The organism is Lacunimicrobium album, from assembly GCF_052161635.1.
In the GTDB taxonomy this organism is placed as follows: Bacteria; Planctomycetota; Planctomycetia; order Planctomycetales; family Planctomycetaceae; genus SXPC01.
Genome location: NZ_CP197413.1, coordinates 1,056,652 through 1,082,791 on the forward strand (window position 1 = coordinate 1,056,652; position 26,140 = coordinate 1,082,791).

A 26,140-nucleotide genomic window follows, 5' to 3' on the forward strand; every position below is an offset into this window, starting at 1 on the left:
CAGTGCCGACGGATGAGGGTGGGCTCTAGGCAACAATTCGCGCCCAATGACTCAGTACGCCAAAGGCAATCTCTCCCGGCTCTACTCCACCGTCACCGCCTCCGGCTTCACCCCCGCCCAAGACTCCAAAAACCTCGCCACCAACGCCCCCGCCGGCTCCGCTCCCGCGCGATGCTCCTCAATCGTCGCTCCGAAGTAATGACTCACCCATCCATTCACCTTCGGCCCCGCTTTCACCAGATACGCTTCAAACTCCTCCTGCGAACAACTCAGCGGAAACGTCTCCTCAATCACCAGCGGCAGCCCCACTCGATAGGCATCAAGTGCCTTCAGGTCCGCGTCCTGCTTCCCGCTCGTCGGATAGACGTGAATACTGACGAAATCAAAATTCCCCTTCACCTCCGGCGCATAGAAAACAGGCTTCGCCGTCGGCCACACAAACGCCCAGGGAATGACGCCCACCGTCACCAGCGTCTTCTGGTCATGCGTACGTATCGCAGCGACCATCTTCTCCGACCACGCTTTGGCGATATACACCTGCTCTCGCCCCGCCGGATCACGAATCAACCGCTGCACAAAGTGAAACCCGCCCAACTCACCACCTAACCACGAATGCTCCCCGGGCTTGGCGGCAACGATGACCGGTTCATTCATCAGGTCATAACAAAAAACCTCCGCACGCCCCGCACACGCCTTCGCAATTGTCGCCCAGAAAAACGCCTGCACTTCCCAGCGTTCTTTCTCGCTGAGTTCGTCATACCACTTCGGACTGTTCGCCAGCCGATAACAATTGAGCCCGGTCAGATCGAGATAAACACCCACCTCCCCCGCCAGATCCAACAGCTTCACAAGACGCGCCAACTGCTCCTCATCCGCCTCCTTCGGCCCCTTCAAATATGTCGGCACCTGCAAATGCCAGCGAACAACATTCGCCCCAAGCTTCTTCATCTCGCGAAAGTCTGTTTCGACTTTCTTCCACCCCGCATCGGTCTGCCACTCCTCCTCAGCCAGATGCCCATGAACGCCGAGGTAATTGAACCCCCAGGGAATAAAGCGTGTGTCAGTGTGCTCGATCACGAAGTGCGTCTTATCGTCATCAGCGATGATTCGCTTAAGATCCACTGCCAAAAGCGAAGAGCATGACAAGACAGAGACTAAGACAGCCGACAGAAGTGACTTCCAGAACATGGATGGCTCTCCCGTTTGGTACAGACGAAATGCGATGAACTCGTACAGATTAACAGATGATTAAGATTCATCGCTAAGCAACGAAATACGCGAGATCAACATACTGGCAGGCCACATGCCAAAGTGTCCCGCGCGTCCTATATCACCCAAGACTCCTTCGACAACAACCAGACGAGTATTGAAGTCATAGTCCAAAATAGAAATGGATTTGAAGTATCTTGGATCCGTATCAATCCAAAGACTCGATTGAAATCCTTTCTTCGACTTACGTTCGTCGTCCGGAATATGATTTAACGCATGTTGTTCACGCTCGTAAATAAACTGGCCGCAAACTTGAATCGTACGACCACGCAATAATTGCAGATTCTGAATTACTTGATCGACAGACAGTGCTTCTTTGCTATCCATTGCGAATCGATCTATTCTACAAATTCAACCACCAAGCAGTTCACCCACAACCTTCACTAACTGCCCGGACTCAACGACCCGCTGACTCCCACTCCCCAGGTGCTTCACCTGCCACTTGCCCTCGTTGAATTCATTCTCCCCCGCGATCAGGACGATCGTAAAGCCCTTCCGATCGGCATATTTGAACTGCTTGCCGATTCCCTTGGCTTCCGGATAAACCTCAACGCCGATCCCCGCAGTACGGAGATCCCGGCTCATCTTCAAATACTCCGGCAGGAACTTCGCATCAAACTGCGTGATCAGCACCGGCGCCGGCGTGCGCGATGTCGACGCCTGGCCAAGCTCTTCCATCGCGGCGAGCAGTCGGTCGAGCCCCAGACTCGCCCCTACGCCCGGCAGCTTCTGCTTCGTAAACAGTTCGGCGAGGTTGTCATAACGCCCCCCCGAACAAACCGATCCAATCTTCGGCAGCGCATCCAGGAAGGTCTCGAAGATGGTTCCCGTGTAATAATCAAGACCACGCGCGATAGAAAGATCCAGCTTCACTCGCCCGGCAGGCAATCCAACAGCCGAGGCAGCCGCGAACAGTTCTCGCAGATTCGCGATCCCTAGCAACCCTCGCTCGTTCCCTGCCACCAGTTCTTCACAGCGATTGAGCATCTCGTCAGGAGTCCCTGTCAGCCCTGCAAACTCCAGAATCTGCTGAGCCTTCTCAGCAGTCGCCCCCGCAGTGACTCCCATCTCCTTGATAACTTCGTCCGGACCAATTTTTGCGAGCTTATCCAGGGCACGAAGCACCGCGACCGAGTGCTCCAACAACCCCTGCTTCTCCAGCATCCCGTTGAGCAACTGTCGGTGATTCACCCGAATCGTAAACCCGCCCACACCCAACTGCTCGATCAGATCATTGATCACCAGCAGCGTCTCAATGTCCGACGCATTCGAATCGGTCCCAATGATATCGAAATCACACTGCATGAATTCCCGATAACGCCCCGCCTGCGGTTTCTCCGCCCGCCACACCGTTCCAATATGATAACGCTTAAACGGCGTCCCAAGTTCCCCGATATACTTCGCCGCAAAACGTGCAAACGGAATCGTCAAATCAAACCGCAGCGAAACATCCCGATCGCCGTTATCAGTAAACCGGAACATCTGCTTGTCGGTCTCATCACTCCCTTTGCCAAGCAGAATCTCGCTGTACTCCAAAGCCGGCGTATCAATCGGCGAGAACCCATAGCTACGATAAACCCGCCGCGCAATCTCAATCAGCTTCTCTTTCTGAAGCATGACATCCGGCAGATAGTCACGAAAACCTTTGAGCGTCTGGGGAGTGATCAGTTTGTTTGACATCGAAATTCGAAACTCAATCTAAATAGCAATGTAGGGTGCTGGTGAGGCTCCGCGAACCGCACCAAATCGACTTACATTTCCGACACAATCTCACACCACAGGTAGCGACACAACACCACTCTTCTCGACAGATTTCTTCTTTTTCTTCCCCCAGTTCAACACCAGGTCCGCATACTCTTCAATCTGCTCAGGCGTCTCGAAAAACTGGTCGTAACAGGTCTTGTCGTCGTACTCGCAGTTATCGGTGGTGTAAGTCCGGCAGATCTGTGGACGAGTCTGATAGATGCCGCAGCGGTTGTCGGGCATCAGCTCCCGGCAGTCGTTGTGGACCATCAGGAACCATGTCCCCTGGTCGACGAAGAACGACACTCGCCCATGCAGCATGTACCAGCGCATGTGGTCAAAATCCTTGCGAGTCGTCGGCGTCTCAATCGGCAATGCAAAATACCGACAACATTTCCCAGTGCAGTACGTGCACAGATTCTCGCCCGGCTTCAAATCTTCTCGCTTGAACTGCCTGGGAGGCCTGACTTCGACGATCATCGCCCGCTCCTTGAAACCAGCTTCCCGCCGGGATAATTACCAAATCCGAAGCGTAATCGATCCCCAACTCAATGTAAACGAGCCGCCCATCGGAACCGTTTTGCCTGCTGCCATTAGCAGTCGCCGGTCATCTTGTTTGGCCCCATGCGGGCCTCAAGGGCAGGGGCGTTTCATGAATTCAATTTCATGGATGGCAACGACTTAAAAATTACGACAGCGCGTATCGCATGCGTTCTCAGCAGTCAACATACTCAATGGGATGTCATTCTGCTGCCAGAGCCAACAGGTCCTTTGCTCTCTGATCGCCCATTCATTCTGTAGCATTTTGATGCACTGATGCGAGGTCATCCGAAACGTGTTCAATTGAACTGGTCGATTATGCAATTTGGGAGGTTTGTAACGACGCGGCACAACAGTTGTTTCACCCTAACCTCCTATCGGAATGACGCGCTCGCATCCCATGATCATATTGATAAACCCAGTCTTCGTGAGACCTGGCGTAGGCTCTGTCTGTCTTCGGACGGAAAAGCAAACGGATGACGTAGCGTGACGAACCACCTGAACAACAAGGACTCGCCACAATGATCCGACCTGTGATGAATTTCACTCAACTGCTCCGTCCCTTCTCAAACCGCTCGGCTGACCGCCGCGTCAAAGTCTCACGCCAAAGACGCTCTCGTCATTACGGCAGCCTGCCTTCTCAAGCCCTCGAAGACCGTATCCTTCTGAGCGCCTATGTCGTCAACACGACAGCCGACGTGGTCGCTAATGACGGGCTGGTCAGTCTCCGTGAAGCGATCCTGGCAGCTGATACCAACGCCGCCGTGGGAGATGCCGTCGCAGGTGGCGCCAACGGCGATTCGATCACATTCGACGCCTCAGTCTTCACAGCGGGCACAACGATCGACCTGATGGCGGGTGAACTCTCCATCACCGACGATCTGACAATCACCGGCACACTGGGAAATGTCATCATCGACGCCAATGACACGAGTCGCATCTTCAACGTCAACTCGGCTGAGAATGTGACACTCGACGGATTATCGCTGGAAAACGGCAGCTTCCTGCTGAGTAACGGGGGAGCAATCCTCAAGAATGGATCTGGACAGCTGACCGTTGCCAACTCGGATCTGATTTCCAATGACGCAAATTACGGTGGTGCGATCGCTGCCTTCTTCGGAACAACCATCCTTGAAAATACTGTTATCGCCGATGGATCTGCGACCATCTCTGGCGGCGGAATCTATGTTGGTAACACTGGCACTGTCCAGGTCAACAATTCTACATTGGAAAATAACCGGGCTTTCGGAGCAGCCGCGATCAATGGCGGTGGGGCAATTTATAATAACCTTGGCCAGTTGACCCTCACATCCTCTCTGCTCACAGACAATGGCGCATCTGGAGTCTCTGGAAGCGGCGGAGCGCTATTCGTCAATGGTGGAACCACAACCATCAACGACTCAGAACTCTCTGACAACTTCGCATCTCGTGCAGGAGGAGCCATCGAAGCCGCGACCGGCGCCACTCTGACCGTCAACGATTCGCTGCTCGGAAGCACAATCGCAGGCGAGGGAAACTTTGCCGGATCAAATCCTGGTAATGGCGGCGGGTTGCACATTACCGGAGCCGGCTCAAATGTCGTCTTCAACGGCGGCTCTGTTGAAAACAACACCGCCAGCCGTGAAGGGGGAGGACTCTGGAACGATGCTGGCTCAACTCTGACTCTCAATGACGTCTATATCGCGAACAACAAAGCAGCTGGTTCGGCAGCCGATGATGGTGGAGGGGGAGTTTTCAATAACGGCGGAACGACGAACATTGTCAACGGAATCATCACTGCGAACGACGCAACGGGAACAGGGGGATCAGGCGGCGGGCTCTTCACTCTCGGCGGAACAGTCAACATCTCCGGGACGACTTTCACCAGCAATACATCCTCTCGAGCAGGCGGAGCGATCGAAGTCGCAGCAGCAGCCACTGTTGTTCTCAATAATGTCACACAAGGTGGAGCAACTGCAGCGTCTGGGAACCGTGCAGCTGGCCTGCCAGGTAACGGCGGAGCCCTTCACGTCACCGGAGCGGGTTCAACCGTCACACTCAACGGCGGTGTTGTCCAGAACAACTTCGCTGCACGTGAAGGGGGTGGACTATGGAACGATGCTGGCTCAACGATGAACGTCAACAATGCACGGATCGTCAACAACATCGCTCAGGGCACTGCCGCTGATGATGGTGGTGGTGGTATCTTCAACAACGGTGGAAATACGGTGATCAATCAGACAACGATCGCTGGGAACCGTGCCTCGGGTCGCTTCGGTGCCGGTGGTGGTATTCACAGCAATGGCGGTGTCGTGACATTGAAGAATTCAACCGTCAATCACAACTTTGCCAATGCCGGCGGTGGTCTGGCCAACCTCGACGGAGAAATGAACGTCGTCAATGCGACGATCTCCAGCAACAAAGCTCGCACGGGCGGCGGAATCGCCAACTACGCCGACATGGATATCACCAACTCGACCATCGTCCTCAACGAAGGCTATGCGGGCGGTATCTATGCCTTCACAGGCTCTGACACACTGATGAACAACTCCATCGTCGGTGGCAACAAAGGCGAAGAGAACTCGGACGACGACATCGTCGGATGGCTCAACGCCAACTCCAGTTTCAATATCGTCTCTGACTCTCGTTCCGCTGGTAACCTGCGAAACAACCGCCAGGGGAACCAAATCGGCAATGGGGGCAGCGGCCAGATCTTGATCGGAAGTGTGATCGACACAACGTTGAAGAACAACGGCGGTCCAACCTCCACTCATGCCCTCAAGCGAAAAGGTCCAGCCGTTGACGCTGGCAGCAATGCCCTGGCTGTCGACGAAAACGGGATCGCCCTGACCCGCGATCAACGCGGCTCTGCACGTTACGTCGGTGGCACAGTCGACATCGGTGCCTATGAATACATCGACCTGGCCTAATCTATATTTCGCATGAATCGAACTCCGCGAGCGTCTTGAGTGTCTCACTCAAGACGCTCGTTTTCGTTTCTAACGTGGGAATTATTTGATCCAGATGGCCTGATTCTGCGTATAAGATGATGACGGGCGAGCATTTCAAACTGACGAAATGCACCCCTGCCAAAGGAGTCCGAACATGCACCTCTCAAGAATCATCATCACAACAACAGGATTGTTTTTAATCGCGCTGGCCATCCCTTGTCTGCTGGCCCCGGAAAACATGGCTCACGGTTTTGGCCTGGCCACTCTCTCTTCGGGCGGACTGGTGGAGTTCCAGGCGGTCCACGGCGGATTGATGCTGGCTTTGGGAGCGTATCTGATGGTCATCAGCAGCCGACCTGCTCAGATGGTCCTCGCTCTCGAGACGACCTTCTTCATCCTCTCAGGATTGTTTGTCGGCCACGTGTACGGAATCTACACACATGGCTGCCACAACCCCCTGATCTGGATGCTGGTCATTCTGGAGACGTTCGGGGTCATCATGACCATCAACGCCCGGATGTATCACGTCGAGACCTCACCCAACGTGACATCTCGCCGATAAATTTTTTCAAACCGCGACAACGCCCGTCCGTTTGGAGATGACAGCAACAGATCCACTGATTAAGATGCGAACTGGTAAGTCCTGTTATGCGCTCAATCGGAACTGATCTCGACTATGGACCTGAAAAACCTGTTTGATCTCTCGGGCGAAGTCGCGGCCGTCATCGGCGGCACCGGCTCAATCGGCGGCTTGATGTGCGACGCACTCGCCGCCTACGGTGCTCACGTTGTCGTCATGGGACGTAACGAAGAAAACGGCATGGCCAAGGTCAAAGAGATCCAGGCCAATGGCGGCAAAGCCCATTTCCAGGCCACGGACGCTGTCAAAATCGAATCACTGATCGATGCCCGCAAAGCCATCCAAGAGAAAGTCGGCGCTCCGACCATCCTCGTCAACGCCGCCGGTGGCAATAAACCCGAAGCCACCCTTAAACCCGGCGACGACTTCTGCAAGATCCCACGCGGCGCCTGGGACACCGTCTTTGACCTCAACCTCGTCGGCGGAGCGTTCCTCCCCTGCCAAGTCTTCGGGGAAGCCATGGTCAACGCGAAAAAAGGAAACATCATCAACATCGCCTCCATGGCTGGCATGACGCCTCTCTCCCGCGTCGTCGCCTATGCCGCTGCCAAAGCCGCGGTCATCAACCTCACCCAATTCCTCGCCCGTGAGTGGGCTCCCGCCAACGTCCGCGTCAACGCGATCAGCCCTGGCTTTTTCCCTGCCGAACAAAACCGCGGTCTCCTCTTCAAAGAAGACGGCAGTTACAGCGATCGTGGCAAGCAGATCGTCGGTCACACCCCGATGAACCGCTTCGGCGACGTCGAAGAACTCGCCGGCGCCACCATCTGGCTGGCCTCGAACAAAGCCGCCTCCTTCGTCACCGGCCAAAACATCGTCGTCGACGGCGGCTTCTCCTCCATGACCATCTGAGGCGAGCGGGGGGTGTCAACCCCCTGTCCCTTGCGTACCAGGCGACTCAAACGCTAAGAGTACGCACGACGCACCATTCCCCTTCCGACCAATTACTAATTACCAATTCCCAATTCCTAATTACGACCCTCCAAGGACCCTTTCCATGTCAGCTAAACTCGTCATCCCCTCCGGCAACGCCGCCTACGACTTCCTGTCGCTCGGTTCACTCGTGCACCGCCTCGATCCTGGCACGATCCCGTTCCGCAAAGCCCGCACCGTCGAGATCCACGTCTCTGGTGGTGAGTACAACGTCGCTGCCAACCTGTCGGACTGCTTCGGCCTGAATACCGGTATCTGCACCGCCATGGTCAACTACGGCATCGGCGAACTCGTCCAAGGCCGCGTCCGTGAAATGGGCGTCAAGCCGATCTACAAGTGGTTCGAACACGATGGCGTCCGCGGACCAAACATCGCCGCCGTTTACAGTGATCGCGGTGCCGGCGTCCGTGCCCCCGTCGTCTTCTACAACCGTGCCAACGAAGCCGGTGCGATGCTCAAACCAGGCGACTTCGACTGGAAGACCATCTTCGATTCAGGCGTCCGCTGGTTCCACTCAGGCGGGATCTTCGCCGCTCTGTCTTCGACAACCTCAGAACTCATCATCGAAGGGATGAAGGCTGCCAAAGCCGCTGGCGCCGTCACCTCCTTTGATCTCAACTACCGTGCGAAACTCTGGGCCACCCTCGGCGGAGAAGCCAAAGGCCAGGAGCAGGTCCGCAAGATCGTCGAACACGTCGACGTCCTCATCGGCAACGAAGAAGACCTGCAGAAGTCTCTGGGCATCACCGGCCAGAACGTCGAGCACAAGTCCGAACTCGATCCGAACGCCTTCTTCGAGATGATCGACAAGGTCCGTGAAACCTTCCCGAACATCAAAGCCGTCGGCACGACTCTGCGTGAAGTGAAGTCCACCAACCGACACAACTGGGGTGCCGTCCTGTGGCACGAAGGCAACCGCTACGTCAGCCCCACCATGGAACTCGACGTCATCTGCCGCATCGGCGGCGGCGACGGCTTCGCAGCTGGTCTGATCTACGGCCTGATCAACGGCCGCAAGCCAGAAGACGCCCTCCGCCTCGGCTGGGCTCACGGCGCCCTCCTGACAACCTTCACCGGCGACGTCACCATGGCCAAACTCCCAGAAGTCGAACAACTCGCCAAAGGCGGCACCGCTCGCGTCCAACGCTAGTCAACCCGTAGTTGATTGAACGAAACCCCCGGCGCCCACCGGGGGTTTTTTCATGCGCCGAATGACTGACCGGATTCTCGTGGGTTTTTGCGCGGAACGGTGCCGATGCAACTAATTGTCCATGTCACATTTCGAGATTGCTTGAAGTAGCAAATTACTCATCGCATCGTCGTCGGAACAAGCCAGCAGCTCCGTTAACCGCTCTTTCACGATTGAGACAGGGCGTTTGATGATTGCTTGAATTGCTAATTTATGCACCCAGTCTTGTTCCAGAACTGATAGCGCCAGCCTTGCAAACTGTGAATCATTTCTGATTGCCAGACCGTAAAGTCCTTCAGCTCTGACTTCATCATTTTCGTCGTTACAAGCATTGCGTAAACACTCGATGATTTCCGTCGACGAAGTTTCGATCTGCTGGCTAATGGCGAACACAGACCAGTTTCGCGTTTGAACATCAGCGTCCTTCGATAATTCAAGAAGCGTATCGATTGCAAGAGGATCCACATAACCGGTGATGGCGAGTGCGACAGCTCGACGTATATCCGCAGAACATGAGTTCTTGAATGGAACAACGCTGCCGATGATTTTGTGGTGATGGTGATGCTGCAATGCAGTGATGATACTTAAGGTCACTTTGGTATCTTTCTCGACAGAAAGCATTCCCAAAAGAGCTGCTAAAGATGCTTCTCCCAGAGGACGCCCTTTTGAAGTAGCCAGATCGCAATCGCCGAGTCGTCCTAGCACATCCGCTGATAGTATTCTGTCAATGGAAAGGGAAGACGATGAATACTCGATCGTAATTGCAAATAGCTCATTTGTTGCATGGTTTGCGAGTGAGAAGATTGAATTCCATCGCTTCTCACCATCCTGTGTTTTAATCAGTGCAAGGTGGTTCTTGAGATCTATGTTTTTGGTCATATCACACACAAATCTAAGATGACGACTGTCGTAATAAATACTTGAACCAGATGCGAACTCTGATCGGTTTGGGCCTTCAGTGCATGTCCGTTATCGCTCGTAAAATTATTGCAGATGAGCGGTGATATTCTCCGCAGAAGCGGGGGCAGCAATCAACTTCGCGGCAAACTCTGAATTGAGTTCCGCATGCTCTTGCAGAAGTTCTGGACGTAAAGTTTCACACGAAGGCGCATGCTCACCCAAAGCTATGAACATGACACCGTTTTCAGGCCTACCCGTGAGCCCGATAATCCTCAAACACCAGCGGATGATCCGAATTCGGATCCGCGACCCGCAACGAGATCTTCCCATCTAGAAGATCCGTCATGAAGTTCCCGCAAATCTCAGCCCGCCAACCTTCAGCCAGTTTCGGACGATCTTCACCCGCCCCGTTCTGATACCAGCGGACAAAGTCCCGCAGATCTGTGTGACTGCAGACAAGCGTCAGCGAGACTTCCTGAGCCGCACACTGATTCGCGAGGGCAACTCCTAGCAGTTTGCCCAGCACATGTTCTTCGGCCTTGAAGTCATTATCGTCGACTTCCGGTGTTGGCCATTCATCGTCCGGCGCCTTCATAGCGTCTTTCATGACCTGAAGCAGCGCGAGGGCATAGTTCTTGATCCCCGATTGCTCCATCCCGCGTGTCGCGGTGACGTCCTTGACGTTCTTCGGCTGTCGCTTCGCCAGGTCAATCAGCAGGTCGTCACGCAGAATACGTCGGGGAGGACGATCCAGTTTTTCTGCTTCTTCCATCCGCCAGCGAAACAGTTCCCGCGCCACATGCATCGCCTTGCGATTCAACCGGCTCACACCCGGCAGCTTGCGCCAGCGGTCTTCCGAGTCATCACGCGTCACTTCATAGACCATCCGGTCCATCTCAGCCGTCATCCAGTCAGAACGCTTCTTCTTCTCCAATCGCTTCAACTGACGACGATGAATCTCAAGCAGATACTGCACATCCTCCACAGCATATTCAATCTGACGTGCCGACAGCGGCCGAGCCCGCCAGTCAGTTCGCGTCTGCTCGCCATGAATCACCTGTCCAAGAACCCGTCGACACAGGTTCGCATGCGACAGCGGATACCCTTTGCCCAGCAGCCCCTCTGCCAACTGCACATCAAACACATTCCGGGGCACAATCTTCCCCAGATGATGGCAGAACTTCAGCTCTTCGCGACCGCCGTGGATGATGACTTCAATCGATTCATCCCCCATGATCTGCCACCAGGAGGAGAGGTCTTTCACGAGGAAAGGGTCGACAGACGTCTGACGATCTTTCGTCGCAAACTGCATTAAGCACAGTTGCGGGTGCAGTGTGAATTCCGAGACGAATTCGGTATCAAAGGCAACTTTTCCGACCTCTCGGATATGAGCACACAGGTCTTCAAACGCCTCCTGCTGCTCGATAATCTCGCTCGACATCCGTGGATACTTTCTGACACCCGAGGACTTTGGATCCCACCATCCTCGTAACTTTTAAACCAACAATCGTCGGTCAATGATGTGCTTTCACACTCACATAATACGAGTTGTCTACATTATTGACCACTAACAGCCACCCGGTTCAGACGCAGAAAACAGGCATTTCCTCGCAGAGACCGCGCATGAAAAAACCCGGGCATCAACCCGGGTTCTTAAACTCATCGCGCGACGAGAGCGTCATGCTTTAGCAGAGGTCTGCTCAAGGCTGCTTCAACTAGGCGTTGGCAGCAGTTGCCATGTCGGCAATCTTGTCAGCGCTGGCGATTGGCTCGAACTTGCCCAGACCTGGGACATCGATCGAGAGAATGCGGATCGCCGTGTATTTTTGACGGTGACCAGTGTGCTTGCGGAAGTTCTTGCGTCGACGCATCTTGCCGATTTCGAGCTTCGGGCCCTTCTCTTCGCGTCGGACGATCTCAGCAGCCACTTTGGCTCCGCTGATAACTGGCTTACCGATGACAGATTTGCCGTCGTTGGTAGCCAGCAGAACGTCTTCGAATGTCAGGCTGGTGACCGAATCGTCCCCTTCGAAGTCGATACGGACGAGTTCGTTCGGAGAAACGCGAATCTGACGGCCACTCGCGGCAATGATCGCAAACATGCTACACCCAAGTACTTAGATAAACGGAGACACTCAGTGGAAACTTTGGAAGTCGGCCATTATAGCGAAATTTCGCCCTCTTGCGAGGCAAACGGCACAACTGGTGGACGATTTTCAACACCTCGCCCACACTCTGACACCATCCACACCCGGACCGGGAGAATTCCCGGCCCGGATTGGATCGGTCGATATCGTCAATCAAGGTGCTTCTTCGGCGCACCATCCTTATCAAAACACTCGATCACCAGATGCTCCAGACCAACATCATTTCGAGACTCGAACATGATCGTGACCTTAGACGAATCTTCCAGTTCCATAATCGTCTTACGCTTACGGTTCGCCAGGAAGTTCCCGACACGCTGGTGCACCTGGGCCGAGATCTTCACAACCCCCGCATAGCTCGCAGCTGACTGCAGCTTGCGCATGACTTCGATGGAGACCGACTCAGCTGTCTTCACGATCCCGGTCCCGCGGCAGCATGGGCAGTCCTCATAGATGCTGCGACGCAGTGACGGACGAATCCGCTGACGGGTCATCTCGATCAGTCCGAACGGGCTGATGCGCAGAATCTTGATCCGAGCCCGGTCTCGTTTGAGAGCATTTCGGAAGGCCGTCTCGACCCCACGACGATGTCGTTCGTCCTTCATATCGATGAAGTCGTTGACAATCACGCCCCCTAGATCCCGCAGACGCAGCTGGCGAGCAATCGCCTCCGCGGCTTTCAGGTTCATCTGGTAAGCCGTCTCTTCGGCATTGTTATCAACGCGGAATGTCCCCGAGTTGACGTCAATCGCGACGAGAGCTTCCGTCTGATCAATAACCAGCGAGCCACCCTTTTCCAGCGGCACATAACGAGTCTGGATCTTCTCGATCTCTTTCTCGATGCCGTAATGATGGAACAGCGGATCTTTTTCTTCATAGAACTTGATGCGACCGACTTGCTTGGGCAGCACGTTCTTGACGAACTCGACAGCCCGCTTATACGCCTCTGGCTCATCAATCCAGACCGCATCGATCTCATTGTCGTACACATCGCGGATGGTACGAGTCATCATGTCGCTCTCTTCGTAGATGTCGATCGGAGCACTCGTCTTGGAGACCCGCTTCGCGATAACCTTCCACAAACGCAGCAGGTAATTCAAATCGCGTTGCAGTTCGACTTTGCTGCGATCAATACCAGCTGTTCGCACGATGAAACCCAGTCCCGGAGGAGGCTGAATCTCCTGCATGATGACCCGCAGACGTCGTCGTGCTTCGTCATCCTGAATCTTGCGAGAAACCCCGACGCGTCCAAGCGCTGGCATCAGCACAAGGTAACGACCTGGAATACTGATGTATGTTGAAAGGGTCGGGCCCTTGTTACCAATCCCGTCCTTGATGACCTGCACCAGGACTTCGCTGCCACGCTTGAAGACTTCCTGAATCGACGGCTTATTAGCAACCGACCGCTCTGACCCTGGACGCGGACGTCCACGACCACGTCGACGATCATCATCCCCGCCACCGCGATCCGGACGAGAGACGTGTTTGAAATAGTGAGCTTCCACATCGCTGATGTGCAGGAAGCCATTGCGACCGACTCCGAAGTCGACAAACGCCGCCTGGATACTCGACTCGATGTTGACGACGACACCCTTATAGATGTTGCCGACGTAGCTTTCCTGGCTGTTTCGCTCGACGTAAAGCTCTTCGAGCACTCCGTTCTCCACGATCGCAATCCGGCTTTCTTCCGGTTGGAGAACGTTAACGAGCATTTCCTTTTTCATAACGGGACCTTTCATACCGCATGTCGCGGCGTGGCGATGTCCCGGCAATTCAATTTCGGCAGACCGTCTGAGGTCCGTGCGCAATCATCATCCGTCAGCACGAAGTTCGTGTGGGGAAGACAAATTCATCACGAGAATTGACCCGAATAAAGACGTGGTCGGCACGCTACTTCAATTTCGCGTTAGCAATCAGTTCCCTCGCATGACACATTTCCGCGATAGTCTGGCCACGCGTAATGCGTCATCGCCAGTCGATTCTGATCCACACCGAGCGGGCCTCTCTTGAACTGTGTGAGGTCTCTCCTCAATCACCAGTTACTCAGGCATCACGTCTCTCAAGGACCATCTTCTCAACTATCAGGGGCGTCAGCTTCGCGTCTTCAACGCAGGTGTTTAACCACCCCTGCGAAGTCTGCGAACAGGTTAATTAACCCAACTGACACTCGTTCGTCACGTTAGACAGGAACCGCAAAGCCTTCGCGTCAAAGACGCATTCGTTTTGCCGGTCGATCTGAGTGTTTCACCGATCTGTCGCACAGCTCAGCGACAGTGCTGGTCTGTTTACAAATCGTCATTTCAATCTATGAACTTGGAATCACCAGTCATGACTGCCTCTCCACTGGGGAAAGACGGCTTCATCTGGCGATCGGTGTTTATCGTGTCACTTCCGGGCATAGCTTGATCAGCTCGCCCTGAAGGTAAGTTTCAATGCTTCGCGCTGAGTCAAAAGTAAAGACCTTGCGCGTAATCTCCTCGATCCTCTGGCTGTCCAGAGATCTGATGACTTCTTTAATCTCAGGAATCGATTGTGGCGAAACGCTGAATGTTTTGAACTTCAATCCAATCAAGACCGGAATGAACTTCGGGTCCGAACAGATCTGTCCGCAGATCGATGCCGAAATATCATGCTCGACCGCAGCCTCACCCACATTCTTGAGTAAGCGCATGATCGCAGGATCACCAGAATTAAACCACTTGGCAACGGCAGGATCAGACCGATCCGCAGCCAGCGTGTACTGAATCAGATCGTTCGTCCCGACCGAGAAAAAGTCGACCTCAGCGGCGAATTCGCGAGCCATGATCGCAGCCGCAGGGACTTCAACCATCATCCCGATTCGGACGTGACGATTGAATTCAATCCCTTGTTCTTCAAGATCTTCCATCACATCCAGCAGCGTCGCCCGCGCCTGACGGAACTCCAGCAGCGTCGAGACCAGCGGGAACATGACACCAACGTCCGCTCCCACAGCTGCTCTGAGAATCGCCCGTAACTGAATCTTGAAGAGAGTCAGTTCCTGCAAAGACAGCCGAATGCTTCGCAATCCCAAAGCCGCATTGGCTTCGCCGTTGTAAAGGTGAGAGAAGTACCCTGGAATCTTATCAGCACCAATATCGAGCGTTCGAATCGTAATCGGCTTCCCGTTCATCGCAGCGATGACTTTGCGGTAAGCCTCGTAATGATCCTCTTCGCTGGGAATCGTCGAACTTCCCAGGTACAGAAACTCCGTGCGATAAAGACCGATGCCATCCGCACCATGCTCCATGCACATCTCGGTTTCTTCCGGAAACTCGATGTTCCCCTGGAGCTGAATCCGAAGACCGTCTTTTGTCGACGCCTCGAGTCCGCGGAGCAGTTCGAATCGCTTGCGGACGGACCGCATCTCTTCTGCCGAGTCTTTGTATCGGTCCAGTGTCTCGTCATCTGGATCGATGATGATCTCGCCACGGTTGCCATCAAGGATGACCATCTGCCCGCCGGAGACCTCCGACAGAAATGATCCCAGCCCGACCACTGCAGGCAGTGACAAGGCACCTGCCAGGATCGCCGTATGACTCGTATGCCCGCCAATCTCCGTCGCGAACCCTTTGACGTACTTGCGGTTGAGCCCAGCCGTCTCACTTGGCGTCAGATTGCGAGACAGCACAATCACCGGGGATGTCAGATGCGCCAGATCTTCCCGTCGCTCACCCAGCAGGTGACGCAGAATGCGTTTCTCAAGGTCAAAGATATCGGTTGCACGTTCCGCGAAATACGTATCGCCCAGATCCTGAAACTGCTTGGCATACTTTCGCAGCACCTGGCTTGACGCAAACTCGGCCGAGAAGCGTCTCTGGCGAATCAGCTCTTCAATTTCATTGGCCAGTTTCGGGTCCTGAGCCATCATCAGGTGGGCACCGAAAATCGCCCCATACTGCTTACCGATCCGCTCCGACGCCACGCGCTCGCTCTCAGCGATTTCTATCGCGACTTTCGCAAGCGAAACCTTGACCTTCTCAACTTCCCCTTCGACAACATCCGCACGAACCATCTTATACGGGATGCGAAAGTCCTCCGTGCCAATAATCAGCGCTGGTCCGCTGACGACACCTGGAGAGACTGCTATCCCGCGTTTTATGATCATAGTTCTACCATGGGAATCAGCGACTCTCTGAGTCGCGATCTGCTCCTGACGTGATGCCGAAGTGGGTGATGACGCAGTCTGATATGTCGTCGTGTGAGAAGATGACAGATCGCACTGAAGGCTATGAACTGGCTGCTTAGGCATGCAGGAGTTCAGATGCGTCCATTATGCCTGAAAATCCGATTCAAATAAAGCCACCAGCTTCTCAATCAGCTCATCAGCCTTTTCCCCCTGACAATGCAGCGTCAGACGGGTCCCTTTGACGGCTCCCAGAGTCATCAGATCGAAAATCGTCTTGGCGTCGATACTGCGACCTTCCTTGATGATAATCGCATTGCAGCTATAGCGCTTCGCGAGTTCCGCAATCTTCGAACAGGGAACCAGGTGAAGCCCGTGTTCCAGGTTCACCATCACATCTCGTTCGTAATAAGCCGGTGCACTCATATTGATGTCCACAGAGCTATCCGCCTGCTTCACGCCAAGGTCCTTCCGTGAAATGACTCGCCAGATTGGAACGAGTCATTTCGATTTCTTCGATCCTCGCTGCCAATTTCCGCCCACAGTCCTGACAGGGACAGGCAGACGGACTTCAGCAGGCAAGTCGGATCAACCATCCTTCTGGTCAGCTTCCAGCAGAAGCTCCCAGACTTCTTCAGGCGTCGAGGATTGCTTCAGGAAGTTGCAGAAATCCTGATTGCGCAAGTGACGCGAAATCGTTTCCAGGGCTCGCAGGTGCTCACCAGGGCGATCCGGTGGAGAAACCAGCAGGAACAGGATGTAAACCAGTTCCCCGTCCAGACTGGCGAAATCAACGCCGCCTTTGGCCAGCGCGATTGTCGAAACCAGACCATCAACAGTCGGGTGCTTCGTGTGAGGAACAGCAACGCCGTTACCGATCCCCGTCGAGCCCAGCTCTTCACGCTTCAGAATCGCGGTGATGACGCTTTCGGAGTTCTCAGTGCTGATCTTTCCGCTGCCCTGCAGGCTTTTGATCATCGCCCGAATCGCCTCGTCTTTGGCGTTCACAGACATATCAGTGATGATCGCGTCCTTCACGACGAAATCTGTCAACTTCATAAAATGACTCCTTAAAGCCGGCCCTGGTCGTAAAATCGTCTAAAAATCAAAGTATGTTCGTCTATTCCGATTCCACCCCTCGACATCGCCTTCGAGAGATCACTCACGCAAATCCCACAGTGAACATGATTTTCCGTGAAACTGAGTTTCATCGGCGAGGTTCACCGTCAGACCGCAGGATTATTCGTTTTCGGTTTCGTCATCATCAACGTCATCGATAGGCTCAACCTGTGCTGCAAGTTCCCCGAGAGGCTTATCACGACGATGGTCTTGAATCTTCTCTTTGTATTTCTTGATCTGCGCTTCCATCTTATGCAACGTCTGATCGAATGTCGCCTGTGCCTCTTCGCCGTTATCGACATGAGAGACAAAATTATGCTTGTGCTCTGCATCAACGAGCATTTCGCAGCGAACGCGATCACCTGCAAAATCGTACGTGACATGGATCGCCGTCACGCGTGCGAAGTACGTCAGCAGTTTCTCGGACTTCTGTTTTGTGTATCCGACCAGAGCATCAGGGATGCTGCCATGCTTACATGTGACTTCGACCTGCACGAGCGATTCCTCCACCACGTTGCTGATTCACTGCTGAGTTTCAATTGGCACAGTTTCAACCGGGTGTCATTGACAGTGAGAATTCACCGATCTCCGCGTAACCCGAAACGTCGATTGTAATTGAAGAGCCTACAACGTCAATCAACCCATCCGATTTCGCCACCTCGCAACGGTTGCCCGTCAGACGCATCACTCTCACGCCATCTCAACGGCGATCTTTCCGCAAAGCAAGAGGCAGACCTCTCCCCCGGCTGTATCCGCCCAATGTTCAGCCAGCAACGACCGTTTGTAGAGGTTGTTCCAGAACACGGACCCTCATCGGAGTAACCCATCAGCGACGGTGGATTAAAGTCCCGGCGAGATCATTTTTTCTTTTGGGGGATCAAGTCAAAACTCATCTGCGGCGTCGGGGAATTGCTATCCATCTGGAACATCGTACGTCCCAGCTCACACCCCTGGCAGATCCCCGCCAGCAACAAACCACAGATTATCCAACCAAAACGACGAGATATCATTCGGATTCCTCGCTCTCTTCTGGCTCCCACTGTGCAGGCAGGTGGCCATTCCCGGAGACATCAGGAATTAAAGTGCGCGCCGAGCATCCCGTCACAACCAGGGTCAGGACAACAACCAGGGCAACGCGAGACAAAGCCGCTGCAGTGAAAGGGGCAATTCGCCAAAATGACATAATCAAACCCGCGAACTCGGAAATGGGGAAAGTCAATGCGGACATACTGCGCGAACAATTACCATCTCTCGCCCCAGCAGTGAAGATGCTTTCCCCCGCACACATCACCCCCTGCTGTTTTTACAACCACCCAACTTCCCTATTGGTCATCTTTCCTCCCATCTCCCTCGTCCCTTCTCCCTTGAGGGGAGAAGGTGGCGGCACAACACCTTAGGTGTATACTTAACACAGTGCCGACGGATGAGGGTGGGCTCTAGGCAACGAACGACTCCCAATGCCTTATCGACAACAGGCACTTCCCCCAACAAAAAAAGGCCGCTCCCATTCAGGAACGGCCTCTTCGATTTTCTCTATCACAACCAAAATTACGCCTGGAAGCTGCTACCACAGCCGCAGCTCTTCACCACGTTCGGGTTGTCGAACGAAAAGCCGCGTTTTTCGATACCGTCGTAGAAGTCGATCGTCGTCCCATCGAGGTACAGGAAGCTCTTCTTATCAATCGCCAGCTTAACGCCGTGTTGTTCGACGACATGATCTTTCACATCGTCAATTGATTCGCTCTGGTCCAGACCGAGTCGGTACTGGAAACCGCTGCAACCACCGGCAGCAACACCGATGCGCAGAACCATTGAATTGTCCATTTGCTGCTCGGTGATGATGCGTTGCACTTCCTGAGCGGCTTTTTCCGTGAGCGTGACCATCTATATGTCTCCAAGTGAAATTTCGCGAGAAGGTCGGAATGTCGTGGTAAGTATACTTTATTCGTCCACAGGGGCAATAGGTATCAATACTACCAAATCAACACAATTGATCGTCGTTGATCAACACTGTGCTTGTCCACACCTTGACTTCATTATTCCCATCAAAGGCAATGAATGCAAGAGCTGAATAGACTGCGCAAAGATTATGATGTGCGCGGTTTCCTCGCCGGGGCAACAAACACGACGGAACTCTCCTTCATCTCCCGGATCGACTCAGCCGTCGGAGGCTGCTGGCTTCCCGCCTTGCCTTCGCGCTTACGCACCTTCTTCAGCTTATAATGGTGCGTCCGGGTAATGACCTTCCTGTTCGCGGCGGAAATCGCGCTCATTTCATCCATTCCCGCATTCCCGCTCCCGCGCGGCGAAAACAGCCAGTACGTCATCACAGCAAAAAAGCAGCAGATGCCAAACGCCGGCCACTCCGGCTTCTCGCTAAAAGCAAACACAATTCCCAGCGTGAACACCACGCCCAAAACCAGAACGACCATCGTCGCAAACGATGTCGCTGCATTAAATCCGCTTTGACGGCCCGCCATACGCCTTCCTCGACATTACGTGATGACATCCATGACCCAACTGACAACCCGGCCGTACTAATCGAAGCCGTACCAATCGAAACAGTCACTACGTTAAAAAATAGGGGATGATGACTGCAGCGAAAGAGAATTGACAGACAGTGAAATTGACCGTGTGGATGATTCACAGGGCCAATACTGATTGACAGGGTCGAACCGCAACGTGACGATGGGCAAAAGAAGGATTTAAGTCCCACCGGAAAGACAGGCTGCTCACTCTTACGCCATCCATCGCGCGGATGTTGGAAAAAAATTATACTGAGCTGATTTCCGAACGTCACGACGTCTTTTCAAAACATCTCTCGTTTCGAAGCATCACACACGATCATGTCTGATTCTGATTCACCCCGTTCCTCACGACGCGATTTTCTTTCCGGACGCTCGTGGGTCGAGTCACTCGGAGCTGTCTTTCAGAAGTTTCTCCCGTCCGAAATGCCCGTCCCCTCCGCCATCAGCGGCCCCTCTCGACTTCAACTGGTCAAACTCGAAACCCGGGCCATGGCCTGCCAGTTCTCCTGCCTCTGGCCTGCCCTCGAAAGAAAACACTCCAGTTACGTCTCCGACTCCCTCGAAATCATCCACGAACTCGAAGACCAACTCTCGATCTACCGAGAACACACTGAACTCTCTCGCCTCAACCGTGAGGGCTTCGCCAACAAGATCCCTGTCTCGGAATCCCTTTACCGTCTCCTGAAAGAAGCCATCCATCTTTCTGAAGTCACCGAGGGAACTTTCAATCCCGTCAACCGCGCTCTCACCTTATTATGGAGAGACGCCCGCAAACACGGCAGTCTCCCAACTCAGACAGACGTCGACCACGCACTCGCCCACTCTCACCCGCGAGACGTCCTTTTCGACGAAAACGATCTCGCCATCCAGTTTCTCACGCCCCAGCTTTCCTTTGACCTGGGCGCCATCGGCAAAGGTTATGCCCTCGACAAAGCCGCTGACTTCTTAAAAGAGAATGGACTGACCAGTTTCCTCTACCACGGCGGCCAAAGCAGTCTCTACGCTGGCGATCCGCCCCCCGGCGCCAAAGGCTGGATGCTCTCTCTGAAACATCCTCATAACTTCGACGACCAGCTCGGCACGCTGGTCATCCGCAATCAGGCGATCGCGGTCAGTGGGGCAGCTGTCCAGTTTCACGAGTTTGAAGGCGTTCGATATGGCCACGTCATCGATCCTCGCACTGGCTGGCCGTCGTCCGGAGTCCTGAATTCTCTCGTCATCGCTCCGACATCTGCCCAGGCCGATGCCCTCGCGACCGCAATTTTCGTCGGCGGACTCGAAACAGCGAAGCTCTGCCAGAAGGCCATTCCAGGGCTTGCGTTCATCCTTGTCTTACCGACAAACGAGGCATTGCCGGAAAACAGTATGTTGCGAGAAAACACTGTGACGCCAGATAACAACTTGGCTGCGAAATCGTTCCAGGTGGTCGTCTCGGGGATCAACCGGTCCGATTTGTCCTGGGACATCGATGAGAAATCTGTCCTTTTCCTTGAGCAGGATGTCTGGCTAACTTGATCATTGCCCGCGCAAAGGGATACCCTATAATGCGATAAGACACGCATTAACAAACTGCCATTTGTTCCCACCTATTCCCCACGCACTTCGCTCTCAAGGAAACTACGTGGCCCGCATTCCCCTGATCGCCTGCGTTTTTCTCGTGATCCTGAGGCTTTCCATCGGCTGGCAGATGCTCTACGAGGGCATGTGGAAGCTGAATACCCTCACGACAGCCTCCCCCTGGTCAGCCGAGCCGTATCTGAAAAATGCGACCGGCCCAATGCGGGATTACTTCCGCAATCTGACCGGCGACCCCGATGACCTCGCCTGGCTCAATTATGACACAGTGGCCGGCCGCTGGGATACCTGGGCAACCGCCTTTGCTTCCCATTACAATCTCTCCGATGCGCAGCGAAACACGCTGTTCACTGCTCTTTCCGGCCCACCCAGCTTCCAGATCACCGTGGAAAAACTTCCTGATGGCCTGCAAATCTCTCAAAAGCCCGGCCCCGCCGTCTACTACGATCCAGCCACCAAGAAGATCGTCATCGACGGCAAACGTCACTTAATGCCCGCCGAAAAGAAGTACATCGACGACCAGCTCGCCAAGATGGATCAGAATGATCCCGTCGTCAAAGAGTTCAAGGCCCAGTTTAATAAGCTCTATCAATTCTCGGCCCGCTTGAGCTTTAAAGAGAGACTTCTTGTTTCTCTCAAAGGAAATCCCAAACGCGCGGGCTCCGATATCCGTAGTAAACAAGACAAAGACCTCATTTACGAGAAGTCCATCGGCGACATCGAAGTCTATGAGCACATGGTCGACCGCATCGAAGCCAAAAACCATGCTGAAAATGTTCCCTTCAAGTACGACCACCTGGCCAAGCAGACTGGCGACGTTGTTAAAAAGCGCAGCGAAGTCATCGGCCCGGTCAAAGCACTTGAGGCAGAAGTCAAAGACTTTGCCCAACGACTCCTGACAACCGAGCAACTGGCCGCTGGACCTGTCCGGCTTCCAATGACTCAATTGCAGCAGATGAACCTGATGACAATGTGGGGGCTGGCCATTTTCGGCGCCCTGCTCATCGCAGGTCTTTGGACTCGTCTGGCTGCTCTCGGCGGTGCAGTCATGATCTTCATGTTCTATCTGGCCTATCCGCCCATCCCTGGCTATCCCGAACCGCCAGGCGTTGAGCACGGGATCATCGTGAACAAAAACCTGATCGAAGTCCTCGCCTTGCTCGCCTTGGTCTTCCTGCCATCGGGACGATGGTTTGGCATCGACGCGATCTTCGCCAGACTCTTCGCCCGCAGAAAACCTGCATAACTTTTTGTCCCTTCTCCCCCGGGGAGAAGGTGGCTGAGTCGAACCTCCGGTTCGCGACCCATGACCGCCGAAGCCGGATGAGGGATCTCATCATTCCTTATCCCTTCCAAATTATCCCACCTGACACTCACGATTACCCTTTCGAGGTTCGCAATGGTTTTCTCTGAAACGCAGAAACAAATCGGCCAGGATAACTTCCACGATGCTCTCGGCTCGACTCGTCGCGACTTTCTGAAGGTCGCCGCCGCAACCGGTGCCACCATCGGTGCAACTTACTTCGGCTACGAAGCCCTCAAGGGCAACCCGGTCAAAGTCGGGTTCATCGGCACCGGCGACGAAGGGATGATCCTTCTCCAGGAGCACCCACCTGAGTTCATGGACATCGTAGCGATTGCTGACCTGCGTCCGAGTAACCGCAAACGCGCCCTCAACGGCGATCCAGGCAGCCCGAACCGTCAAGGCTTGATCAAGAAACTGGGCGAAGAAAAAGCCTCCAAGATCAAGGTCTACGAAAACCACAAAGAGCTTCTCGCGGATCCCGAGATTGAAGCCGTCGTCATCGCGGTCCCTCTCTCTCAGCACGCCCCGATCGCGCTGGAAGCCTTCGAAGCCGGTAAGCACGTCCTCACCGAAAAGCTGATGGCGCACAACATCACCGAATGCAAAGCCATGATCGCCAAAGGACGCGAGAAGAATCTTCTCCTCGCCGTCGGTCACCAGCGTCACTACAGCGCCCTGTACGACAACGCGAACTTCCTCGTCCAGCAAGGCCTGCTCGGAGACATCAAGTTCATCCGCGCTCAGTGGCACCGCAACAACTCGTTCCCTGGCTCGGATGGATGGCGTAAAAACATCCCGGCTGAAGACCAGAAAGCCCTCGAAGGTAAGACATCTGAATACGGCTACAAAGACGTCGAAGAACTCGTCTGGTGGCGTCTGTTCAACAGCACCGGCGGCGGTCTCATGGCAGAACTCGGCTCTCACCAGCTCGACGCCTGCTCGATCTTCCTCGGCAAGGTGCACCCCATCGCTGTCCAGGGTTACGGCGGACGCAACATGTACGGCGTCAAAGGCGTCGGCACGAAAGACAAGCAACAGGACAACCGCGAAATCGATGATCACGTCTACGTGACCCTCGAATTCCCCGGTCCTCACTACGCAGAAGACGATCACGACATCGTCATCGTCACCTACTCGTCGATCAACCACAACCGCCTCGAGCCCTACGGCGAAACCGTCTTCGGCAGCCGTGGTACCCTGATCGTTAACCTCGAGCAGGATGTCATGCTCTACAAAGAAGGCCGCGGCTCTCAAGATCCCTACGGTCTGGAACAACGCCTCTACGTCCTCGACACCACCGGCGGCGCCCCGGTTCTGACCGCCAGCGAATCCGGTGCGCCCTCCACAGCCGCCGCCAACGCCTCGGCAGCCCTGGAAAAATACAGCCGCGGTTACACCGAAGAGATGGAGCACTTCTGCTACGCCATCCGTAACCACGGACCAGAGTACTACCCAGGCGGCGTCGAACGCAGCCCTAAAGAAGGCGGCCTCCGCTGCAACGGCGTCGTCGCGATGGCCGATGCCATCATGGCGTTGACCTCGAACCTCGCCATGAAGCACAAGAAACGCATCACCTTCAAAGACGCCTGGTTCGACCCAACCAACCCAGCCGTCCCCGAAACCGACCCAGACGTCATCGGCTAATCAAGACAACCTATTCTTATAGGCGAGCGGGGGGTGTAAACCCCCTGTGTCTTGCGCGATAGGCAAAATTGCGCATACGAAGACAAAGAACGCAACAGCCATACAAAGTAGGGTGCTGGTGAGGCTTTGCGAACCGCACCAAATGCGAGAATGAATGTCGTTTCGGTGCGGTTTGAAGACACGCCCCCACTCGACGCTCTTGAGTTGACATCTCGATGCTGAACAGTCACGCTGCGCACTTTCAGTTGCTACTCTCAAAGTATGGCAGTTATGTCGACCAACAACAAACGCGGCCTCTTCATCGTCTTCCTGACTGTCTGCATCGACCTGCTCGGATTCGCGATCGTCCTGCCGCTTTTGCCTCGCTATGGCAAGTTCTATCTCGCCAACGAATTCACCCTCGGCCTGTTGATGGCGTCGTTCTCGGCGATGCAGTTTCTGTTCGCACCGATCTGGGGACGCGTCTCAGATCACATCGGTCGCAAACCCATCCTGACGCTCGGCTTGTTCGCCAACGCCATCTTTTACGGCGTCTTCGGCTACGTCTCTCACTTCCCCGCTGAAGCGATTTTCCTGGGCTTCTCGCCACTCGCGTGGCTGTTCATCACACGCCTCGGTGCCGGGATCGCCTCCGCAACGATCCCGACCGCCCAAGCCTACATCGCCGACACAACGACGGCAGCCAACCGTGGCAAAGGCATGGCCCTCATCGGAGCCGCCTTCGGCGTCGGTTTCACCTTCGGCCCTCTCATCGGTGCCTTTGCGCTGCCACCCGAAGACATCATCGCGCCCAGCCCCTGGCCTGGCTACATCGCTGCTGGTCTCTCATTCGTCTCCGGCATTCTCGCTGTCCTGCTCTTGAAAGAATCTCGCCGACCAAACTCAACGACTGCGTCAACTCACGGCTCCCCGTTCTCGATTTTCACTCAATCCGCAACGGCTTTCTCTCGTCCCACCATTGGTCTCCTGCTTCTCACCATCTTCATCTCGACTTTTGCGTTCGCAGAGTTTGAAACGACACTCTCCTTGCTGACCAAAGGCCTCGGCATCAGCGATCGCTACAACTTTTACCTCTTCGCGTTCATCGGTCTGGTTCTCGTCATCAGCCAGGGTGGCATTGTCCGCCGCCTCATTCCCAAACTCGGAGAAAAACGTGTCGCCCTCATCGGCACCGTTTTCATGGTCATCGGCCTGGGTGCTTTGGCTCTGACGAAGACCTTCAACTCGGTCGCCTATCTGTACGCCGTCATGCCCATCAGCATCATCGGCTTTTCGTTCGTGACCCCATCGCTGCAATCCATGCTTTCCTTGCGGACTCACGACGACGAACAGGGCGGCGTCCTCGGTCTCGGCCAGTCGATGTCCGCCATCGCCCGCATCTTTGGACCCATCGCAGGGCTGACTCTCATGACGGGCGAAAACTACGTCCTCCCTTACCTCTCCGCCGCCATCGTCATGGCGATTTCCTTCTTCATGATCCTCCGCCTCCCATCAACAAACACCGTTCAGACCCCCGCTCAGTAGTACTTTCCACCC

At 54.6% G+C, this 26,140-nt stretch carries 22 protein-coding genes; 8 read left to right on the forward strand and 14 right to left on the reverse strand.

Features of this window, described 5'->3' with window-relative positions:
- Positions 1 to 81 precede the first annotated feature (81 nt).
- The 4 genes from SH248x_RS04115 to SH248x_RS04130 form a co-directional block, all read right to left on the reverse strand.
- Entirely contained in the window at positions 82 to 1,188 is a 1,107-nt protein-coding gene (locus tag SH248x_RS04115; protein WP_459557248.1) for a cellulase family glycosylhydrolase, read from the reverse strand.
- A 60-nt stretch (positions 1,189 to 1,248) separates the two neighbouring features.
- Complete coding sequence (locus SH248x_RS04120) at positions 1,249 to 1,596, reverse strand: hypothetical protein (RefSeq protein ID WP_459557249.1); 348 nt, start codon at positions 1,594 to 1,596, stop codon at positions 1,249 to 1,251.
- A gap of 24 nt (positions 1,597 to 1,620) precedes the next feature.
- On the reverse strand, positions 1,621 to 2,949 hold the full coding sequence (hisS, locus tag SH248x_RS04125) for a histidine--tRNA ligase (RefSeq protein WP_459557250.1): 1,329 nt from the start codon (positions 2,947 to 2,949) through the stop codon (positions 1,621 to 1,623).
- Between the two features lie 90 nt (positions 2,950 to 3,039).
- Positions 3,040 to 3,492 carry a YkgJ family cysteine cluster protein gene (locus SH248x_RS04130; RefSeq protein ID WP_459557251.1) on the reverse strand — a complete coding sequence of 151 codons (453 nt, stop codon included), beginning with the start codon at positions 3,490 to 3,492 and terminating at the stop codon, positions 3,040 to 3,042.
- Between the two features lie 581 nt (positions 3,493 to 4,073).
- On the opposite strand from SH248x_RS04130, the gene SH248x_RS04135 reads away from it, so the two are divergent.
- The 4 genes from SH248x_RS04135 (at position 4,074) to SH248x_RS04150 (ending at position 9,205) form a co-directional block, all read left to right on the forward strand.
- Positions 4,074 to 6,461 carry a choice-of-anchor Q domain-containing protein gene (locus SH248x_RS04135; protein ID WP_459557252.1) on the forward strand — a complete coding sequence of 796 codons (2,388 nt, stop codon included), beginning with the start codon at positions 4,074 to 4,076 and terminating at the stop codon, positions 6,459 to 6,461.
- Between the two features lie 175 nt (positions 6,462 to 6,636).
- Complete coding sequence (locus SH248x_RS04140) at positions 6,637 to 7,044, forward strand: DUF4345 family protein (RefSeq protein WP_459557253.1); 408 nt, start codon at positions 6,637 to 6,639, stop codon at positions 7,042 to 7,044.
- Positions 7,045 to 7,158: 114 nt separating this feature from the next.
- The gene (locus tag SH248x_RS04145; protein WP_459557254.1) at positions 7,159 to 7,974 is read left to right on the forward strand and encodes an SDR family oxidoreductase; all 816 of its coding nucleotides are present in this window, start codon (positions 7,159 to 7,161) and stop codon (positions 7,972 to 7,974) included.
- A 145-nt stretch (positions 7,975 to 8,119) separates the two neighbouring features.
- Positions 8,120 to 9,205 (forward strand): PfkB family carbohydrate kinase, encoded by a 1,086-nt coding sequence (locus SH248x_RS04150; RefSeq protein ID WP_459557255.1) that lies wholly within the window; start codon positions 8,120 to 8,122, stop codon positions 9,203 to 9,205.
- Between the two features lie 111 nt (positions 9,206 to 9,316).
- On the opposite strand, the gene SH248x_RS04155 is transcribed toward SH248x_RS04150, so the two are convergent.
- The 10 genes from SH248x_RS04155 to SH248x_RS04200 all read right to left on the reverse strand — a co-directional run bounded on the left by SH248x_RS04155 (position 9,317) and on the right by SH248x_RS04200 (position 20,031).
- The gene (locus SH248x_RS04155) at positions 9,317 to 10,123 is read right to left on the reverse strand and encodes a hypothetical protein (RefSeq protein ID WP_459557256.1); all 807 of its coding nucleotides are present in this window, start codon (positions 10,121 to 10,123) and stop codon (positions 9,317 to 9,319) included.
- A gap of 271 nt (positions 10,124 to 10,394) precedes the next feature.
- Positions 10,395 to 11,585, reverse strand: a complete 1,191-nt coding sequence (locus tag SH248x_RS04160; RefSeq protein ID WP_459557257.1) for a ribonuclease D — start codon at positions 11,583 to 11,585, stop codon at positions 10,395 to 10,397.
- 274 nt (positions 11,586 to 11,859) lie between these two features.
- Positions 11,860 to 12,246, reverse strand: a complete 387-nt coding sequence (gene rplU / locus SH248x_RS04165) for a large ribosomal subunit protein bL21 (RefSeq protein ID WP_459557258.1) — start codon at positions 12,244 to 12,246, stop codon at positions 11,860 to 11,862.
- A gap of 194 nt (positions 12,247 to 12,440) precedes the next feature.
- The gene (locus tag SH248x_RS04170; protein ID WP_459557259.1) at positions 12,441 to 14,012 is read right to left on the reverse strand and encodes an Rne/Rng family ribonuclease; all 1,572 of its coding nucleotides are present in this window, start codon (positions 14,010 to 14,012) and stop codon (positions 12,441 to 12,443) included.
- A gap of 653 nt (positions 14,013 to 14,665) precedes the next feature.
- The gene (ptsP, locus tag SH248x_RS04175; protein WP_459557260.1) at positions 14,666 to 16,414 is read right to left on the reverse strand and encodes a phosphoenolpyruvate--protein phosphotransferase; all 1,749 of its coding nucleotides are present in this window, start codon (positions 16,412 to 16,414) and stop codon (positions 14,666 to 14,668) included.
- Positions 16,415 to 16,579: 165 nt separating this feature from the next.
- Complete coding sequence (locus SH248x_RS04180; protein WP_459557261.1) at positions 16,580 to 16,891, reverse strand: HPr family phosphocarrier protein; 312 nt, start codon at positions 16,889 to 16,891, stop codon at positions 16,580 to 16,582.
- A 129-nt stretch (positions 16,892 to 17,020) separates the two neighbouring features.
- Positions 17,021 to 17,491: a PTS sugar transporter subunit IIA gene (locus SH248x_RS04185; protein WP_459557262.1), complete on the reverse strand. Its 471-nt coding sequence runs from the start codon at positions 17,489 to 17,491 to the stop codon at positions 17,021 to 17,023.
- Between the two features lie 180 nt (positions 17,492 to 17,671).
- Complete coding sequence (gene hpf / locus SH248x_RS04190; protein ID WP_459557263.1) at positions 17,672 to 18,046, reverse strand: HPF/RaiA family ribosome-associated protein; 375 nt, start codon at positions 18,044 to 18,046, stop codon at positions 17,672 to 17,674.
- Positions 18,047 to 19,099: 1,053 nt separating this feature from the next.
- Positions 19,100 to 19,435 (reverse strand): HesB/IscA family protein, encoded by a 336-nt coding sequence (locus tag SH248x_RS04195; RefSeq protein ID WP_459557264.1) that lies wholly within the window; start codon positions 19,433 to 19,435, stop codon positions 19,100 to 19,102.
- 203 nt (positions 19,436 to 19,638) lie between these two features.
- Complete coding sequence (locus SH248x_RS04200; protein ID WP_459557265.1) at positions 19,639 to 20,031, reverse strand: hypothetical protein; 393 nt, start codon at positions 20,029 to 20,031, stop codon at positions 19,639 to 19,641.
- A 366-nt stretch (positions 20,032 to 20,397) separates the two neighbouring features.
- Between SH248x_RS04200 and SH248x_RS04205 the strand changes: the two genes are divergently transcribed.
- The 4 genes from SH248x_RS04205 (at position 20,398) to SH248x_RS04220 (ending at position 26,128) form a co-directional block, all read left to right on the forward strand.
- The gene (locus SH248x_RS04205; RefSeq protein WP_459557266.1) at positions 20,398 to 21,594 is read left to right on the forward strand and encodes an FAD:protein FMN transferase; all 1,197 of its coding nucleotides are present in this window, start codon (positions 20,398 to 20,400) and stop codon (positions 21,592 to 21,594) included.
- A gap of 106 nt (positions 21,595 to 21,700) precedes the next feature.
- Entirely contained in the window at positions 21,701 to 22,900 is a 1,200-nt protein-coding gene (locus SH248x_RS04210) for a DoxX family protein (protein ID WP_459557267.1), read from the forward strand.
- 153 nt (positions 22,901 to 23,053) lie between these two features.
- The gene (locus SH248x_RS04215; RefSeq protein WP_459557268.1) at positions 23,054 to 24,604 is read left to right on the forward strand and encodes a Gfo/Idh/MocA family oxidoreductase; all 1,551 of its coding nucleotides are present in this window, start codon (positions 23,054 to 23,056) and stop codon (positions 24,602 to 24,604) included.
- Positions 24,605 to 24,874: 270 nt separating this feature from the next.
- Positions 24,875 to 26,128 (forward strand): MFS transporter, encoded by a 1,254-nt coding sequence (locus SH248x_RS04220; protein WP_459557269.1) that lies wholly within the window; start codon positions 24,875 to 24,877, stop codon positions 26,126 to 26,128.
- The last annotated feature ends 12 nt before the right edge of the window (positions 26,129 to 26,140 follow it).